This window comes from Ruegeria sp. BE3 (genome assembly GCF_056538865.1).
Genome location: NZ_JBQFTW010000001.1, coordinates 472052 through 487053, shown reverse-complemented (window position 1 = coordinate 487053; position 15002 = coordinate 472052). Strand labels below are relative to the sequence as shown.

General features: G+C 58.9%; 16 protein-coding genes. 11 read left to right on the top strand and 5 right to left on the bottom strand.

Annotated elements, in window-relative coordinates:
- The first annotated feature begins 3 nt into the window (after window positions 1-3).
- Window positions 4-2163: a selenide, water dikinase SelD gene (gene selD, locus ACR0AZ_RS02370; protein WP_480666683.1), complete on the top strand. Its 2160-nt coding sequence runs from the start codon at window positions 4-6 to the stop codon at window positions 2161-2163.
- On the opposite strand, the gene mnmH is transcribed toward selD, so the two are convergent.
- Window positions 2154-3206 (bottom strand): tRNA 2-selenouridine(34) synthase MnmH, encoded by a 1053-nt coding sequence (gene mnmH / locus ACR0AZ_RS02365; RefSeq protein WP_480666682.1) that lies wholly within the window; start codon window positions 3204-3206, stop codon window positions 2154-2156. The genes selD and mnmH overlap by 10 nt on opposite strands.
- A 143-nt stretch (window positions 3207-3349) precedes the next feature.
- Between mnmH and ACR0AZ_RS02360 the strand changes: the two genes are divergently transcribed.
- Entirely contained in the window at window positions 3350-5002 is a 1653-nt protein-coding gene (locus tag ACR0AZ_RS02360) for a tetratricopeptide repeat-containing sulfotransferase family protein (RefSeq protein ID WP_480666681.1), read from the top strand.
- Between the two features lie 49 nt (window positions 5003-5051).
- On the opposite strand, the gene ACR0AZ_RS02355 is transcribed toward ACR0AZ_RS02360, so the two are convergent.
- A complete protein-coding gene (locus tag ACR0AZ_RS02355; RefSeq protein ID WP_480469313.1) occupies window positions 5052-6635 on the bottom strand; it encodes a bifunctional metallophosphatase/5'-nucleotidase in 1584 nt (527 codons plus the stop codon).
- 107 nt (window positions 6636-6742) lie between these two features.
- On the opposite strand from ACR0AZ_RS02355, the gene ACR0AZ_RS02350 reads away from it, so the two are divergent.
- The 4 genes from ACR0AZ_RS02350 to arsC are packed head-to-tail and all read left to right on the top strand — an operon-like array spanning window position 6743 to window position 8902.
- Window positions 6743-7081 carry a DUF952 domain-containing protein gene (locus ACR0AZ_RS02350; protein ID WP_480469312.1) on the top strand — a complete coding sequence of 113 codons (339 nt, stop codon included), beginning with the start codon at window positions 6743-6745 and terminating at the stop codon, window positions 7079-7081.
- Window positions 7078-7509: a DUF1330 domain-containing protein gene (locus tag ACR0AZ_RS02345; RefSeq protein ID WP_480666680.1), complete on the top strand. Its 432-nt coding sequence runs from the start codon at window positions 7078-7080 to the stop codon at window positions 7507-7509. The genes ACR0AZ_RS02350 and ACR0AZ_RS02345 overlap by 4 nt, the downstream gene beginning before the upstream one ends.
- Window positions 7506-8564, top strand: coding sequence for a quinone-dependent dihydroorotate dehydrogenase (locus ACR0AZ_RS02340; RefSeq protein ID WP_480469310.1), 1059 nt, complete (start codon window positions 7506-7508; stop codon window positions 8562-8564). The genes ACR0AZ_RS02345 and ACR0AZ_RS02340 overlap by 4 nt, the downstream gene beginning before the upstream one ends.
- Complete coding sequence (gene arsC / locus ACR0AZ_RS02335) at window positions 8561-8902, top strand: arsenate reductase (glutaredoxin) (protein WP_480469309.1); 342 nt, start codon at window positions 8561-8563, stop codon at window positions 8900-8902. Before ACR0AZ_RS02340 ends, arsC begins: the two co-directional genes overlap by 4 nt.
- On the opposite strand, the gene ACR0AZ_RS02330 is transcribed toward arsC, so the two are convergent.
- Genes ACR0AZ_RS02330 through ACR0AZ_RS02320 form a run of 3 tightly spaced genes read right to left on the bottom strand, consistent with a single transcriptional unit; the run spans window position 8899 to window position 11154 of the window.
- Window positions 8899-10215: an MATE family efflux transporter gene (locus ACR0AZ_RS02330; RefSeq protein WP_480666678.1), complete on the bottom strand. Its 1317-nt coding sequence runs from the start codon at window positions 10213-10215 to the stop codon at window positions 8899-8901. The genes arsC and ACR0AZ_RS02330 overlap by 4 nt on opposite strands.
- A 2-nt stretch (window positions 10216-10217) precedes the next feature.
- On the bottom strand, window positions 10218-10733 hold the full coding sequence (locus ACR0AZ_RS02325; protein ID WP_480469307.1) for a PaaI family thioesterase: 516 nt from the start codon (window positions 10731-10733) through the stop codon (window positions 10218-10220).
- A gap of 1 nt (window position 10734) precedes the next feature.
- Window positions 10735-11154: a PaaI family thioesterase gene (locus ACR0AZ_RS02320; protein WP_480469306.1), complete on the bottom strand. Its 420-nt coding sequence runs from the start codon at window positions 11152-11154 to the stop codon at window positions 10735-10737.
- 116 nt (window positions 11155-11270) lie between these two features.
- On the opposite strand from ACR0AZ_RS02320, the gene ACR0AZ_RS02315 reads away from it, so the two are divergent.
- From ACR0AZ_RS02315 to ACR0AZ_RS02295, 5 genes are all read left to right on the top strand, one after another.
- On the top strand, window positions 11271-11639 hold the full coding sequence (locus ACR0AZ_RS02315; protein ID WP_480469305.1) for a MerR family transcriptional regulator: 369 nt from the start codon (window positions 11271-11273) through the stop codon (window positions 11637-11639).
- A gap of 172 nt (window positions 11640-11811) precedes the next feature.
- Complete coding sequence (locus ACR0AZ_RS02310) at window positions 11812-12213, top strand: MerR family transcriptional regulator (RefSeq protein ID WP_039536426.1); 402 nt, start codon at window positions 11812-11814, stop codon at window positions 12211-12213.
- Window positions 12214-12249: 36 nt separating this feature from the next.
- On the top strand, window positions 12250-14031 hold the full coding sequence (locus ACR0AZ_RS02305) for an acyl-CoA dehydrogenase C-terminal domain-containing protein (RefSeq protein WP_480666677.1): 1782 nt from the start codon (window positions 12250-12252) through the stop codon (window positions 14029-14031).
- A gap of 53 nt (window positions 14032-14084) precedes the next feature.
- A complete protein-coding gene (locus ACR0AZ_RS02300; RefSeq protein WP_170374251.1) occupies window positions 14085-14297 on the top strand; it encodes a hypothetical protein in 213 nt (70 codons plus the stop codon).
- A 60-nt stretch (window positions 14298-14357) separates the two neighbouring features.
- Window positions 14358-14996 (top strand): glutathione S-transferase family protein, encoded by a 639-nt coding sequence (locus ACR0AZ_RS02295; protein WP_480469303.1) that lies wholly within the window; start codon window positions 14358-14360, stop codon window positions 14994-14996.
- Window positions 14997-15002: the final 6 nt, after the last annotated feature.

Below are 15002 nucleotides of genomic sequence, written 5' to 3'. Positions count from 1 at the left end.
CCCATGCACACACCTCCGCTGCCCCTGACCCGCGATCTGGTTCTGATAGGCGGAGGCCACACGCATGCGCTGCTGCTGCGAAAATGGGGCATGAACCCGCTGCCCGGCGCGCGGGTCACGGTGATCAATCCTGGCCCCACCGCGCCCTACTCCGGGATGCTGCCCGGCTTTGTCGCCGGTCACTATGAGCGTGGGGAATTGGATATCGATCTGGTCAGGCTCGCGCGTTTCGCTGGTGCGCGTGTCATTCTGGGCGCGGTCAACGGTATTGATCCCGTCATGCAGAAAGTTCACGTGCCCGGGCGCGCGCCGGTCGCCTTTGACGTCGCATCGGTGAATGTGGGGATCACATCCGACATGCCCGCCCTGCCCGGTTTTGCGGAACACGCGGTTCCGGCCAAACCGCTGGGGCCGTTCGCTGCGCAATGGGCCGCGTATCTGGCAGGCTCCGGCCCTGCATCGGTCGCAGTGATTGGCGGAGGGGTCGCGGGTGTCGAACTCGTAATGGCCATGGCGCATGCGCTACGCAGCAAAGGACGCATCGCGCAGGTGACACTGATCGACAATGCCACCGCCCTGACCGCAACGGTCCCGAAAGCTGCTGCGACGATCCGACAAGCGATGGCGCAACTGGGTATCGAGGTTCTGGAGCACAGCGCAATCAAGCAGATATCAGCTGGACAGGTCGAGCTAACCGATGGCCGGGAAATACCCGCTGATTTCATAACCGGGGCCGCTGGTGCGCGGCCCTATGAATGGATGGCCGAGAGCGGTCTGGACCTTCACGAAGGTTACATTCGCGTCAACGGCTATCTGCAGTCCAGCGATCCGGTGATCTTCGCCGCTGGCGATTGCGCGCACCTCTCTGACAACCCGCGCCCCAAAGCCGGGGTTTACGCCGTGCGCGAGGCGCCGGTGCTGTTTGACAATCTCAGGGCGGCCCTGGGCGCTGGTCGGATGCGCAAGTACACGCCGCAGAAAGATTATCTGAAGCTGATCTCACTGGGCGGCAAGTCGGCACTGGCCGAGCGTTTGGGCACCTCATTCAGCGGCCCGCTGATGTGGAAATGGAAAAACCGCATCGATCAGAGTTTTATGAACCGTTTCCGTGATTTGCCACAGATGCAGCCCTCCGCCCTGCCTCGGCTTCATACCGCGGGAATGCAAGAAGCCTTAGGTGAAAAACCTATGTGCGGTGGCTGTGGAGCCAAGGTGGGACGCGGCGCATTGCAAACCGTGCTTCAGAACCTGCCAGCGCCTGATCGGCCAGACATAGCCCCTCTGCCCGGTGACGACGCAGCGTTGATCACCACGGGCGGTGCGCGGCAGGTCATGACTTCGGACCATCTGCGCAGCTTCACCGAAGACCCCGCGCTGATGACCCGGATTGCCGCCGTCCATGCGCTTGGCGACATATGGGCTATGGGCGCGCAACCACAGGCCACAACCGCAACGATCATCCTGCCCCGCATGTCGGCAGAGCTGCAACAGCGGACGATGGCCGAAATCATGACAACCGCCACCGAGGTTATGCGCGAAGCCGGGGCCGAGATCGTCGGCGGCCACAGCTCGATGGGTGATGAGATGACCATCGGGTTCACTTTGACCGGCCTGTGTGACGCCGATCCGATCACCCTGAACGGCGCGAAGCCCGGCGACGCGATGATTCTGACCAAACCTCTCGGCAGCGGTGTTCTGATGGCCGCCGAAATGGCCGGTCAGGCCGATGGTGCTTGGGTCGCTGCAGCCTTCGCACAAATGGTCCAGCCGCAAGGGGATGCCTCGCGCTTGTTGCGTAATGCACATGCGATGACAGATATCACCGGCTTTGGTCTGGCCGGCCATTTGCACGGCATGTGCGAGGCATCCGGCTGCGGGGCGACGTTGTATCTCGACGCGATCCCGGTGATGCAGGGTGCGCTGCAGCTGAGCGAACGAGGCGCCCGTTCGACCCTCTATCCCGACAATCGCATGATCACTCCGGATCTGCCCAGCGGTGGTAAAGCCGATCTGCTGTATGACCCGCAAACCGCCGGGGGCCTTCTGGCGACCGTCCCAGCCGATCAGGCTGAATGCCTTTGCTCTGATTTGAAAGCCGCAGGCTATCCGGCAGTGATCATCGGGCGCTTGGATCGGGAATCCGGGTTACGACTTCAAAGCTGATCCAGCATCACCGCGATCCTTTCAGCCGTAGCCGAAAGGCCCTTGTTATCCAGTGTCGGAGCTTCGACTTCGGCAATAAGATCGGCAGTTCGGGCCCGGCGGGATTTGGCATAGGCCGGATCATAGTGCTGCTCCATCAAAGCCCGGGTCAGCCCCGGCTTGTCGCCTGCATCGATCAGTGCCATCCACCCATCGACGACTTCATGACCGCGATGAAAACGCAATGGAGAAAGGCGATCCCGCAGACGCTCAGTATCAGACAGGATGTCGTCATAAGCGCGAACCAGATAGGCGGTCCGGGCCACGATGGAAGCAGTAACCTGAACACGAGGCGCGGCACGCAACGCCGTCCAGACTGAGGGTGGCAGGATCAAAGTACCGATCTTGGACGATTCTGCCTCAACCACCACAGGCCGGTTTGCATCCAGCTTGCACAAGGCCGCAGCCAGCGCGGATTCGAAAGCCTTCTGGCCAGGCTGACCGCCCGGCATTTCACCGAGCAGAGAACCCCGATGATTGGCCAGCCCTTCAAGGTCCAGCACCTGCACATCCTGGGCCTGCAGATGCGCCAGAAGCTCGGTTTTGGCAGTACCGGTATAGCCATCCAGCGCCACAAATCGGTGCGGCAATGGGTCGTCGTAGAGATACCGTTTCACCAACCGGCGATAAGTGCGATAGCCACCTTCGACCACCTCAGCTCGCCAGCCGATCTGTTGCAACATCCAGGTAAACGAGCCCGAACGTTGACCGCCGCGCCAGCAATAGACCAGAGGCCGCCAGTCGCCTTCGTGATGGCTCAGGCTGTTTTCAACATGCGCTGCTGCATTTCGAAAGACCAGCGCGGCACCAAGCTTGCGCGCCAGAAACGGGCTTTGCTGCACATAGATCGTGCCAACCCGAGCACGTTCTTCATTGTCGAGAACCGGCAGGTTGATAGCGCCGGGCAGATGATCCTCGGCAAATTCCGCCGGACTGCGTACGTCGATAATGTCGTCGAACGCATGGTCATAAAGCTGCGGCAGATCAGAGAAATTCAACGCCATGTCAGTGGTCTAGCCTGAGCATTGGCGAAAGGAAAGGCAGCGAGCCTATTGCATGTCTGCGGAAGGGATATTGCAAACCGACCATGCATCGATAATGAACCAGTAGAACTGGTTTCGTAATGACACAGGGCAGGCGCTCTCAGATGGCACAACAAAATGTAAAAACCCTCAAGAGCAAAGCGCTGAGCGATATTGAAGCGGGCAAGCTGCCGCAAGCCCTGAAGAAGGCGCAGTTGGGGATCAAGAAATTTCCCAAAGACCCAGCCTATCACGCAATTGCGGGTTTCGTGTTGACCGAAATGAAGCGATATGCCCAAGCCATCCCACATTTTGCAGAGGCTTCGCGGAAAAAACCCGACGATCCGCAGTTCGTCGAAAATCTGGCAAACGCACTGATGCAAACAGGTCAGACACTGCGTGCGCTGCTCTATGCCGAGAAAAAGCTCAAGCAATTTCCGAACAACAAGGAATTGAACCGCGTCATCGACGAAATTCAGCTGAAAGGCCAGAACTGGCGGTCGATCGTTGAGCACGCCACGCAACGGTTGGAGAAAGATCCAGACAATGCCGATCTGTTGTCAGCCCGTGCCCGCGCCTATGGGCATATCGGTTTTGTCGATCAAAGCTCGAACGATATATCGCGAGCCTATGAGTTAGAACCGCGCAATGAAGAAATCGCACTTGGAAAAGCGGATGACCTATACCGCAATGGAGAGACAGAAGCCGCGACCGCCATTGTTCAGACGGTGTTCGAGGCCAATCCGCTATGCGCCCCGGCACTTTATCAACTGTCCAGATCAGTCACAAAAGAAGAGGCCGTGCGCCTTTCCGAAAGCATCGACTTTGCCATCGCCAAAAGTGACCACAACGATTCGATGCTTGAATTTGCCAAGGCTCAGGTCATCAGGCGCAGCAAAGGTTTGGCTGCAGCCCTACCGCAGTTCGCACGAGCCAATCAGATGCAGCATGAAGCCGACCCGTATCGCTCTGCCCATGAGGAACATAAATATCAGAATACCTGCAAAATCTTTCCGAAGCGTGAGGCCGTAGAGGCCGCCGAGGATTCTGACACGCCCAAGCCGATCTTCGTGGTCGGTCAGCCCAGGTCCGGCACAACGTTGATGGAAGTGATGCTCAGTACGTCTCCGGGTGTTGTCGGCTGCGGTGAGCTCACGTTAGCCATCGATCTTTCTCGGCCGTTCGTTGAAGACCAGACACCGTTTGATGCAGACGCTGCAGCGGAGTTTGCCCGGGAGTATCTCCGACTGACGCCGCCGCTCCCGCGTGAGCCTGCTGCATTTGTCGACAAGATGCCACATAACTATCAGCGCATTGGTTTCCTGCTATCCGCGTTTCCCAATGCCCGCGTGATCAATATGCTGCGCGACCCCAGAGATGTGGGGCTGTCAAAATGGATCAGGCGGTTCCCAGCTCCGGGCATGCGCTATGCGTCAAACTTTGAGGCAATCGCACATTCCGCCAACCTTTACCGGCGGTACATGACGCATTGGGACAAGATGTTCGGTGATCGTATCCTCACCATCTCGTATGAAGAGCTTGTGTCTGACCCCCAGATCAACAGCCAAAAGGTCGCCGCGTTCTGTGACATCGAATGGGATGAGCGGATGATGCATCCCGAAGAAAGCGACAAGCAGGTCCGCACGGCCAGCGCTGATCAGGTGCGCAAGAAAATCTCGACCCGCTCCATCGGGGGATGGCGCGAGGTTGCAGAACACATTCAACCGATGCTGGACGGGTTCGACTCCGATCTCTGGCCAGAATACGAGTTCAGCTAAACGACAAAGGCCGCCGATTCAGGCGGCCTTTGCTTTCTGAGGAAACAGTTTATTTCTGTTTGATGCGTCCATCCACGTAAGGCTGGTAAGGCGCATTCTCGGCCAGATACTCAGCGGTAACATCCGCCAGATCGGGCCCGAAATCATAGGCGTTCTTGTCGTCGCCCGAGAACACGGAATATCCGTCCCCACCATTGCGGACATAGTTGTTGGTCACCACCAGATAGGTCGCAGCCGGATCAATCGGCTCAAAGCCACCGTCCTTGGCAATCATGACTTCGGTTATGCGACCCTCATTCGGAGCGACCGAGGGGTCCCACGTGAAGGACATGCCTGCCACCTGTGGGAAGCGGCCTTTGACCTCTTCCACCTGGCTCACACCGTTTTCCAACGCGTCAATGACACCCTGGCCGCTGATCTCGAAGGTCGAGAGCGTGTTCTGGAACGGCAGAACCGTCAACACCTCGCCCATGGTCACCTCGCCTTCGTCGATCGAGGCACGCAGCCCGCCCGCATTTGCAATCGAAATCTGTGCGCCCTGATCCGCCACACGTGCGAGCATCGCATCCGCAACCAGATTGCCCATCTCGCATTCCTGCACGCGGCAGATATCGCGAGAGCCCTCGATCGCAGCGGCAGAATTGGCCACGACGCGCTGCTTCATCTCTTCAATGGGGGCACCCATCTCCGCGACACGCGCCGCGATATCTGCGTCTGGGGTGACCGAGGCATCCAGCAGGATCGGCTCACCTTCTGCCGAAATCAGGTTGCCGTCGTCGTCAAAGGTCAGCGTGATTTCGCCCAGATACTTCGAATAGGCATAGGCCTGAACAACAGGGACATCGCCGACCATCGTCGGGTAGGCACCTGCTGCGTCCTCATCCGTGTTCGACAGCAACGTGTGCGAGTGCCCGCCGACCACCAGATCCAGACCCGGTACTTTCTCTGCGATCTCGATATCTTTGGCCAGACCAACGTGGTTGAGGGCAATGATGATGTTCACACCCTCGTCCTGCAGCGCCGCGACATCGGCCGACAGGCTGTCGATCTCATCCTGGAACACGACATCTTTGCCCGGGCTGGAGGTTTCGACCGTATCTGTAGCCAGTGCTGAAATGATGCCTATTTTTTGGCCACCAACTTCCAAAACAACGTGGTTATCCACCTTGCCTTTCAGTTCAGTCGACGATGACAGGTCCAAGTTGCCCGAGATCACGGGGAAACTGACTGTATCAATGAAAGCCGCCAAGCCTGCAGGGCCGTCGTCGAATTCGTGATTGCCAACGGCCATCACATCATAACCGATGGCTTCCATAAACTCGGCCTCGGCAGCCCCTTTGTAGGTGGTGTAGAACAGCGAACCCTGGAACGGGTCGCCTGCGTCGAGCAGCAGCACATTCTGACCTGCAAGCTCATCGCGCTTGCCATCCACCATTGTTTTAAGGCGCGCAACGCCGCCAAAGCACTTCCCCTCGGCTTCGTCTTCCGCGTCGCAAGTGGAATCATACTTGTTGATGGATTCGATGCGACTGTGAATGTCGTTGGTGTGCAGAATGGTCAGCTTATATTCAGCCGCCGCCATACCTGCGGTCAGGCCGAGCACTGCAGCCGATGCAAGAAATCGGGTAAACATCTGAAACTCCCTATTAGTGATTGCATAGATCGTGCGCCGCGAAGCCAAGAGAGTCAAAGGGGGAAATCCGGCTTGATTCTGCCCGTCACGCGAGGCATCAGGACCTCATGCTGATTTACAAGATTTTCCGCGCTGATGAATGGGCGACCTTGCAGGCACAAGGAGCCTCGGATGGCGCACCGATTGATGTGACGGATGGGTTCGTCCATTTCTCGACCGCCGCGCAGGCGGCTGAGACGGCAGCCAAGCACTTTGCCGGTGTCGAAGGCCTGACCCTTCTGGCTTGTGATGCGGACGCAATGGGCGATGATCTGAAGTGGGAGGTTTCGCGTGGCGGCGCGCTGTTTCCCCATCTCTACCGTCAGATTCGCCTGTCCGACGTGATCTGGTCGCGTGACCTGCCCTTCGATGGAACGGCTCATCAGTTTCCGGAGGAGATGGCATGACCCGCTTCATCGACCCCGAGCGCGAACAATTCGAAGCTTTCAAGAACCTCAATCGGGACCATCCGATCGAGATGCTCAATCTGGTGAAATTCCGTGAAACGGCAGATTACCCATCCGATCACCCGCTGGCCAACGCCAGCCTGACCGGCGCACAGGCCTATCGCAACTATGGGTCCGAGACCGCGCCGATCATTGCACGCATTGGTGCTTCGATACTCTGGCGCGGTGCATTTCAGACAATCCTGATCGGACCGAAGGATGAGGCGTGGGACGAGGTATTCATCGCCCGCTATCCCACCGCCCACGCGTTTCTGGAAATGGTGACGGACCCCATCTATCGCGCTGCGGTGATACACCGGCAGGCCGCTGTTGAAACCTCGCGCCTGATCCGCTGCGCGCCAACAGAAGGTGGAGCTTCCTTCGGATGAAACTGACCGAGAAACTGGGGCTGGCAGCCCTGCATCGCCTTGACCCAGAAACCGCACATGGGCTTTCGATCAAGGCCCTGACGTCGGGGCTTGCGCCAACACCTGGGCCTGTCACATCAGACAGGCTGAAAACCCAAGTCGCAGGTCTGGAATTGCCGAATCCGGTCGGTCTGGCCGCAGGGTTCGACAAGAACGGTGAGGCGCTGGAGCCGCTCTCGCATGCCGGTTTCGGGTTTATCGAAGTGGGAGCAGTGACCCCGCGGCCCCAGCCCGGCAACCCGAAACCACGCCTGTTCCGCCTGTCAGAAGATCGTGCAGCCATCAACCGCTTTGGCTTCAACAACGACGGGATGGAAGTCATGGCCGAGCGTCTGGCTCGCCGTCCCAAGAACGCAGTGATCGGATTGAACCTCGGTGCGAACAAAGACAGTGACGATCGTCCCGGAGACTTTGCCAAGGTACTCGCCCATTGCGCGGCGCATCTGGATTTTGCCACCGTCAACGTGTCATCGCCCAACACCGAAAAGCTGAGGGATCTGCAGGGCAAAGCGGCGTTGAGCGCTTTGCTGAGCGGTGTAATCGAAACGCGCGATGCCTTGCTCCGTCCGATCCCGATCTTCCTGAAGATCGCGCCGGACCTGACCGAGGTCGAGTTGCAGGACATTGCCGATGTCGCCCGAGAAACCGGTGTAGACGCGGTGATTGCCACCAACACCACACTGTCGCGCGACGGGTTGCGCAGCGCGCACGGGGAGCAGGCAGGAGGTTTATCCGGCGCGCCCTTGTTCGAGAAATCAACCCGCGTGCTGGCGCAGCTTAGCCAGTTGACCAACGGAGAAATCCCTCTGATCGGGGTTGGCGGCATCGGTACACCCGAGCAAGCCTATGCCAAAATCTGCTCAGGAGCTTCTGCGGTGCAGTTCTACACCGCGATGGTCTATGGCGGCATCTCTCTGGCCTCTGATATCCCGGAAGGTCTGGACGCATTGCTGGCACGCGACGGGTTCACTTCGGTCGCGCAGGCCGTGGGCAGCAAACGAGAGGACTGGCTATGATAGAATATTGGCACAATCCACGATGTTCCAAATCGCGCGCCGGATTGGCGTTGCTGCAGGAAAACGGCGCCCAGCCTGAGGTGCGTAAGTATCTTGAAGATGCGCCCTCGGCCGATGAAATCCGGGCTGTTCAGTCGAAACTGGGCCTTCCGGCGATCAACATGATGCGGACCGGTGAGAAGGCATTCAAAGAGCTAGGCCTGAGCAAAACCTCACCCGATGAGGCGCTGATCCAGGCCATGGCCAACCACCCGATCCTGATTGAGCGCCCTCTGGCCATCGCGGGTGACAAAGCAGCGATCGGACGTCCGCCCGAAAAACTGTTGGACCTGCTCTAGGCGATCTGTGCCTCTAGTCTGGGATAGCGCCATCCAAGCGTGATGCCGCGTGCGATGTTCAAAACCATCAGCGCGGCCCAGAGCCCGTGATTGCCCATCATCGGCACGAGTACAAACAACCCCACCACGTAAAGCGCGACTGACTGGATCATTGCGTTGCGCATGTCGCGAGTCCATGTGGCACCGATATAGATGCCGTCGAACATCCAGCTTGCTACCCCGATCACAGGGGCGAGCGCAGCCCAGAACAGGAACTCACGCGCGGCGCTCCGCACTTCGGGCGAGGTCGACATCAGGTCAATCAGTGCAGGCCCTGCCAGATAGAACACCACCCCCAGCGCAACAGCCCCGCCAACGCCCCATTGCGAGGCCATGACCGATGCGCGCCTGACCTGGAGGCGATCCCGCGCACCGACGGCACCCCCAACCAACGCCTCGGCGGAGAAAGCAAAACCGTCCAACGCAAAGGCAGTGATTTCCAGAAACTGCAGCAGCACTTGGTTGGCCGCCAGATTTACGTCCCCGAGATCTGAGCCAACGAACAGAAACGTTGTGAAGGCTCCGGTCAGCAGAACCGAGCGCACCATGATATCGCCATTCACCTGCATCATCCGACGTAAGCGGCTGGCGTCAAAAATGCGCGGCCAGTCCCGCCATTGCTTGCCGCCAAATGCCTCACCACACAGCCACAGCCCCAGCGCAAGGCCGGTCCATTCCGCGATCAGGGTGGCAATGGCGACGCCCTCGACGCCCCAGCCGAGGCCGAGCACGAACCACAGATCCAGCACGATATTCAGCCCATTCATCCAGACCTGCAGGATGAACACGCCGCGCGTCCGCTCGACTGCGATCAGCCAGCCTGTCACCGCGTATAAGGCAATGGTGGCGGGCGCGCCCCAGATGCGAATTTCCAGATAGGCGCGGGTCAGCGCCTCGACCTCGGCGCTGGCAGGGGACAATGCAAAGGCCCCAAGAAACACCCAGACCTGAGTTGCAATGAAGAACAGCCCCGCCGTGCCGCCCAGCAACAGGCCGCGCATCAGCAACGCTCCGGTTTCGGCAGTATCACCGGCCCCGCGCGCTTGCGCGGCCAACCCGGTGGTGCCCATGCGCAGGAAACCGAAAATCCAGTAGATGGTGGACAGGATCACCGCGCCCATACCGACCGCCCCGATCGGAGCCGCCTGCCCCATCTGGCCAACAACGCCTGTATCGACCGCCCCGAGGATCGGCACTGTCGCATTCGACAGCACGATCGGCAACGCAATCTTCAGAACGCGCCGATGGGTGATGGGCGCGGTCGCGTCCTCCACGCTTATGCCTTTGTCGAAGGCTGTGGCATCAGGAAATGCCCTGTGCCTTGTGCAAACAGCTTGGCATGGTTGTCCTGCCAGGCCTCAACCCGGACCGAGGCATAGCGCCGCCCCGAGCGGTTGATGAACGCACGCGCATAGGCGTCTCGCGGCAGGCCCGAGCGCAGATAATCGACGGTGAAATCTATGGTCTTGGGAAAGCGGATGTTTTCGTCGGTCAGAATATCCTCTGCACCGATTTCACCGCTTTCGATCCTAGGAAACATATGCTCCCAACTCAGCGTTATCACGGCGGTGACTTCCAGAAAGGCCGCGGTCACGCCGCCATGGATGGCGGGCAGAAAGGGATTGCCGATCAGCTTTTCATCGAAATTCAGCACACCTGTCAGTTCATCGCCGCGCCGATCAAAGGTGATGTTGAGGAACCGGATATACGGCACTCCCTCAACCAGCGCCGTCAAAGCGGCATCGCGGCGTTGTTTGACCACCTGTACGGGTTCGGGACGAGGTCGTGCCATCTCAGCGCCCCTCCACGGTGAAGGCACCCGAGGCGGTTGCAACGGGGCGTTCGTTATCGTCATCCGTCGCCGTTGCCCGGACAAAGGCGACGTTGCGTGTGATGTGGTAGCAGGTGGCGCGGGTTCGGATATTTTGCCCCGGTGTTGCGGCCCGCATGTAGTCGATGCGCAAATCGATGGTCGCCGTCCCGCCGGGGGCCGAGGGGTGGCTCATCACTGCGGCACCGCAACAGGTATCCAGCATGGCCGACACAGCCCCGCCATGGATCACGCCGGTCCGCGGGTCGCCGATCAGTTGCTCGTTATAAGGCATCGAGATTTCGGCCTCACCTTCTCCGATATGGGTCAGATCAAGCCCAAGGGCCTTGGCGTGCGGGATCGCCTCGATGAACTGGCGCGCTAAAACTGTCTTGTCGACCATGGGGTTCGGTCCTGTCCTTGTGTTGACCCTTTATGGGCCTGCGTTTGCGCCAAGGGCAAGCCCGCCTGTTGCGCTTACGGCAACGACGCCCTAGGTTGCAGCCAAGGAGACCCGGAATGTCCGACACCCGTTTGTCATTCAAAGAAATGTGCGCCGAGTTCGACGTGACCCCGCGCACCCTGCGCTATTACGAATACATTGAATTGCTGCAACCTGACCGCGAAGGCAGATCGCGATTTTATGGTCCTCGTGAATGTGCCCGGATGAAACTGATCATGCGTGGTCGCAAGTTTGGATTTCCTTTGGAAGAGATTCGTCAGTGGCTGCTGATCTATGAAGATCAGGGCAATCAGGCGCAGATGGCTACCTTTATCGAGATGGCGGATCGGCAGATGGAAGAGCTGCGTCAGCAACGCGCGCAACTGGATGAGGCGATGGATGCGCTGAAACAGTTGCGCGATCAGACCGTAGAACTACTGAAATAGCCCCTTCCCTTACGGCAAGATAATTGCCGAAATCTGCGTTTACGCGACCGGATGTTACGTCAACCTTTTTGTGACGCAGCGTCCGCATTACGTAAACGTCACTTGTGTGTTGTAAAACGCCCATCGACTGCGCAACTCAGAATGCATGACGCCAGTGATGAGAGTTTGAACCATGACCGAAGATCTACTGACCATCCGCGAAATGTGCGAGACCTATGATGTCACGCCCCGCACTTTGCGGTTCTACGAGGCCAAAGAACTTTTGTTTCCGATCCGCGAAGGCCAAAAACGCCTGTTCACCAAACGGGACCGTGCGCGCCTGAAACTGATCCTGCGCGGCAAGCGCTTTGGCTTCAGCCTCGAAGAAATCCGCCAGCTTCTGGACCTGTATCACGTGGGTGACCAGCAGCTGACCCAGATGTCCCGCACCTATGAAATCGCGTGCGAGCGTCTGGCCGACATGGAATCGCGTCGCGAAGAGCTGACACAGGCCATCGACGAACTGAAAGAGCAGTTGCGCTGGGGCGAAAAGGTTATCGCCTCGATGAAACAGGAAAAGAAGGCGGCCGAATAAACCCGCCTCCGGACATATGAATTAAGGGAGCTTCACATGCCCGTCTACAACGCGCCAACCAAAGATATGCAGTTCATCCTGCACGACGTTCTGAAAGTCTCGCAGTCGGACATCCCCGGCTATGACGAACTGGAGGCCGAGTTTACCGGCGCGGTTCTGGAAGAGGCTGGCAAAGTGGCCACCAATGTACTGCACCCGCTGAACGTCGTCGGCGACACCGAAGGGTGCCGGTTGGAAAACGGGATTGTGTACTCCCCTACCGGGTTCAAAGACGCCTTCGAGCAGATGAAGGAAGGCGGCTGGACTGGCCTCGACATGCCGGAAGAGTATGGCGGCCAGAACATGCCCTACGTGATCGGTACTGCAGTGGGTGAGATGTTCTCGGGCTCCAATCAGGCCTTCACCATGTATCAGGGCCTGACCCACGGCGCGGCCTCGGCGATCCTGGCGCACGGCACCGACGAGCAGAAGAACACTTACCTGCCCAACATGGTCAGCTGTGAATGGACCGGCACTATGAACCTGACCGAGCCGCATTGTGGCACCGATCTGGGCCTGATGCGCACCAAGGCCGAACCGCAGGGCGACGGCAGCTACAAAATCTCGGGCCAGAAGATCTTCATCTCGGCTGGCGATCACGACATGGCCGACAACATCATCCACTTGGTGCTGGCGAAAATCCCAGGTGGCCCCGAAGGCATCAAGGGCGTGTCGCTGTTCATCGTACCCAAGTTCATCGTGAACGAAGACGGCACCCCGGGTGAGCGTAACGGTGTTTCGGTCGGCAAGATCGAAGAGAAGATGGGCATCCACGGCAACTCAACCTGCGTCATGAACTATGACGAGGCAACCGGCTGGCTGCTGGGCGACGAGCACAAAGGCATGCGCGCCATGTTCACCATGATGAACGAAGCGCGTCTGGGTGTCGGCATGCAAGGCCTGTCACAGGCCGAAGCTGCGTATCAGAACGCTGTTGAATACGCCAAGGATCGCCTACAGGGCCGCGACGTAACAGGTGTGAAGAACCCGGATGGCCCCGCCGACCCGCTGATCGTTCACCCGGATATCCGCCGCAACCTGATGGATCAGAAAAGCTTCACCGAGGGCGCACGCGCGTTCATCTTGTGGGGTGCGACCATGATCGACAAGGCGCACCGCTCGGGTGACAAAGACGCAGACGGGCTGATCTCGCTGCTGACACCGGTCATCAAGGGCTTCCTGACGGACGAAGGTTACGACATGACCGTTCAGGCGCAGCAGGTCTACGGCGGCCATGGCTACATCGAAGAGTGGGGTATGTCGCAATACACACGCGATGCTCGTATCGCGATGATCTACGAAGGTGCAAACGGTGTTCAGGCGCTGGACCTTGTCGGCCGCAAGCTGGCGCAGGATGGCGGCAAGCACGTCATGGCGTTCTTCGAAATGGTCAAATCCTTCTGCAAGGAAAACGCCGGTCAAAACGAAGCCTATGACAAAGCCTTCATCGAACCGCTGAAAGCTGCGTCGAAAGACCTGCAAGCAGCTGGCATGTACTTCATGCAAGAAGGCATGAAGAACCCGAACAACGCTCTGTCCGGGTCCTATGACTTCATGCACATGTTCGGCCATGTTTGCCTGGGCCTGATGTGGGCGCAGATGGCAAAAGCCGCACAAGAAGCGCTGGACGATGGGGCCTCGGACAAAGAGTTCTACGAGACCAAGATCACCACTGGCCGTTTCTACATGGCGCGCCGCCTGCCCGCGACAGCGATGCATCTGGCCCGCATTCAGACCGGCGCAGACACGGTGATGGCACTGGACGCGGCGAACTTCTGATCTCAGTCTGGGTTCGGGCGATATTGCCCGAGCCCAATCCCGGAGGAGACAAGATGCCAAAACGCTTTCGCCTGACCCGCCGATTTCCCGTCGCCATGACCGAGGACGGCTATCGCAAACTCCGTGGCTTTGCCCGCGAGGCAGGGTTGGACGAAGGCGAAGCGCTGTCTTTTCTCTTCGAGAACTTCAACAGCGTCATTGACGAAGACAACCTGACCCATCGGTTGCGTCTTTTCAATTCCGAGTTGGAGGCACGCAAGCGCTAGGCACCAAGGCCGGTAAGCTTGGGCGGACAATGCACAAAACGCCACGGGAGGGGCGATCGCATGACTATTAAACTGCACTGCTTCGGTGAAAGCGGCAACTCATACAAAGCGGCACTCGCGCTCGAAATGTCGGGGCTCGATTGGGAGCCGGTCTTCGTGGATTTCTTCAAGGGCGTCACCCGCAGCCCCGAGTTCCGCACGGACGTCAACGTGATGGGCGAAGCGCCTTTCCTGATCGATGGTGATTTCAAGACCTCCCAATCTGGCGCCATTCAGGCTTATGTCACCGAGAAGTCGGGTAAGTTCGGCGGTAAGACACGGGAAGAAAACTACGACATCCTGCGCTGGGTGCTGTGGGACAATCACAAGCTCAGCTCAAACGCGGGGATGACCCGATTCTTGTGCAACTTCCTGCCCGAAGAACACCGCAATGCGGATGTGATTGCCTTCAACCAAGGCCGCCTGAAAGCGGCCTATGATGTTCTGAATACCCACCTTGAGGGCCGCGACTGGATCGTTGGCGACGGCGTGACCAACGCCGATCTCAGCTGCTGCGGCTACCTCTACTACCCCGAACCATTCGGCTTTGACCGTGCCGACTGGCCCAACATCGACGCCTGGCTGACGCGCCTCAGCGAACAGCCCGGCTGGAAACACCCCTACGACCTGATGCCCGGCAACCCGTCGGATCGAGCTTAAGGAGAA

Bases quoted from the DNA above. Each gene is read 5' to 3' on its own strand.
- arsC (WP_480469309.1), top strand. From the start codon at position 8,561: ATGATAGAATATTGGCACAATCCACGATGTTCCAAATCGCGCGCCGGA.
- ACR0AZ_RS02340 (WP_480469310.1), top strand. From the start codon at position 7,506: ATGAAACTGACCGAGAAACTGGGGCTGGCAGCCCTGCATCGCCTTGAC.
- selD (WP_480666683.1), top strand. From the start codon at position 4: ATGCACACACCTCCGCTGCCCCTGACCCGCGATCTGGTTCTGATAGGC.
- ACR0AZ_RS02315 (WP_480469305.1), top strand. From the start codon at position 11,271: ATGTCCGACACCCGTTTGTCATTCAAAGAAATGTGCGCCGAGTTCGAC.
- ACR0AZ_RS02320 (WP_480469306.1), bottom strand. From the start codon at position 11,154: ATGGTCGACAAGACAGTTTTAGCGCGCCAGTTCATCGAGGCGATCCCG.
- ACR0AZ_RS02310 (WP_039536426.1), top strand. From the start codon at position 11,812: ATGACCGAAGATCTACTGACCATCCGCGAAATGTGCGAGACCTATGAT.
- ACR0AZ_RS02360 (WP_480666681.1), top strand. From the start codon at position 3,350: ATGGCACAACAAAATGTAAAAACCCTCAAGAGCAAAGCGCTGAGCGAT.
- ACR0AZ_RS02300 (WP_170374251.1), top strand. From the start codon at position 14,085: ATGCCAAAACGCTTTCGCCTGACCCGCCGATTTCCCGTCGCCATGACC.
- ACR0AZ_RS02350 (WP_480469312.1), top strand. From the start codon at position 6,743: ATGCTGATTTACAAGATTTTCCGCGCTGATGAATGGGCGACCTTGCAG.
- ACR0AZ_RS02305 (WP_480666677.1), top strand. From the start codon at position 12,250: ATGCCCGTCTACAACGCGCCAACCAAAGATATGCAGTTCATCCTGCAC.
- ACR0AZ_RS02345 (WP_480666680.1), top strand. From the start codon at position 7,078: ATGACCCGCTTCATCGACCCCGAGCGCGAACAATTCGAAGCTTTCAAG.
- mnmH (WP_480666682.1), bottom strand. From the start codon at position 3,206: ATGGCGTTGAATTTCTCTGATCTGCCGCAGCTTTATGACCATGCGTTC.
- ACR0AZ_RS02325 (WP_480469307.1), bottom strand. From the start codon at position 10,733: ATGGCACGACCTCGTCCCGAACCCGTACAGGTGGTCAAACAACGCCGC.
- ACR0AZ_RS02355 (WP_480469313.1), bottom strand. From the start codon at position 6,635: ATGTTTACCCGATTTCTTGCATCGGCTGCAGTGCTCGGCCTGACCGCA.
- ACR0AZ_RS02295 (WP_480469303.1), top strand. From the start codon at position 14,358: ATGACTATTAAACTGCACTGCTTCGGTGAAAGCGGCAACTCATACAAA.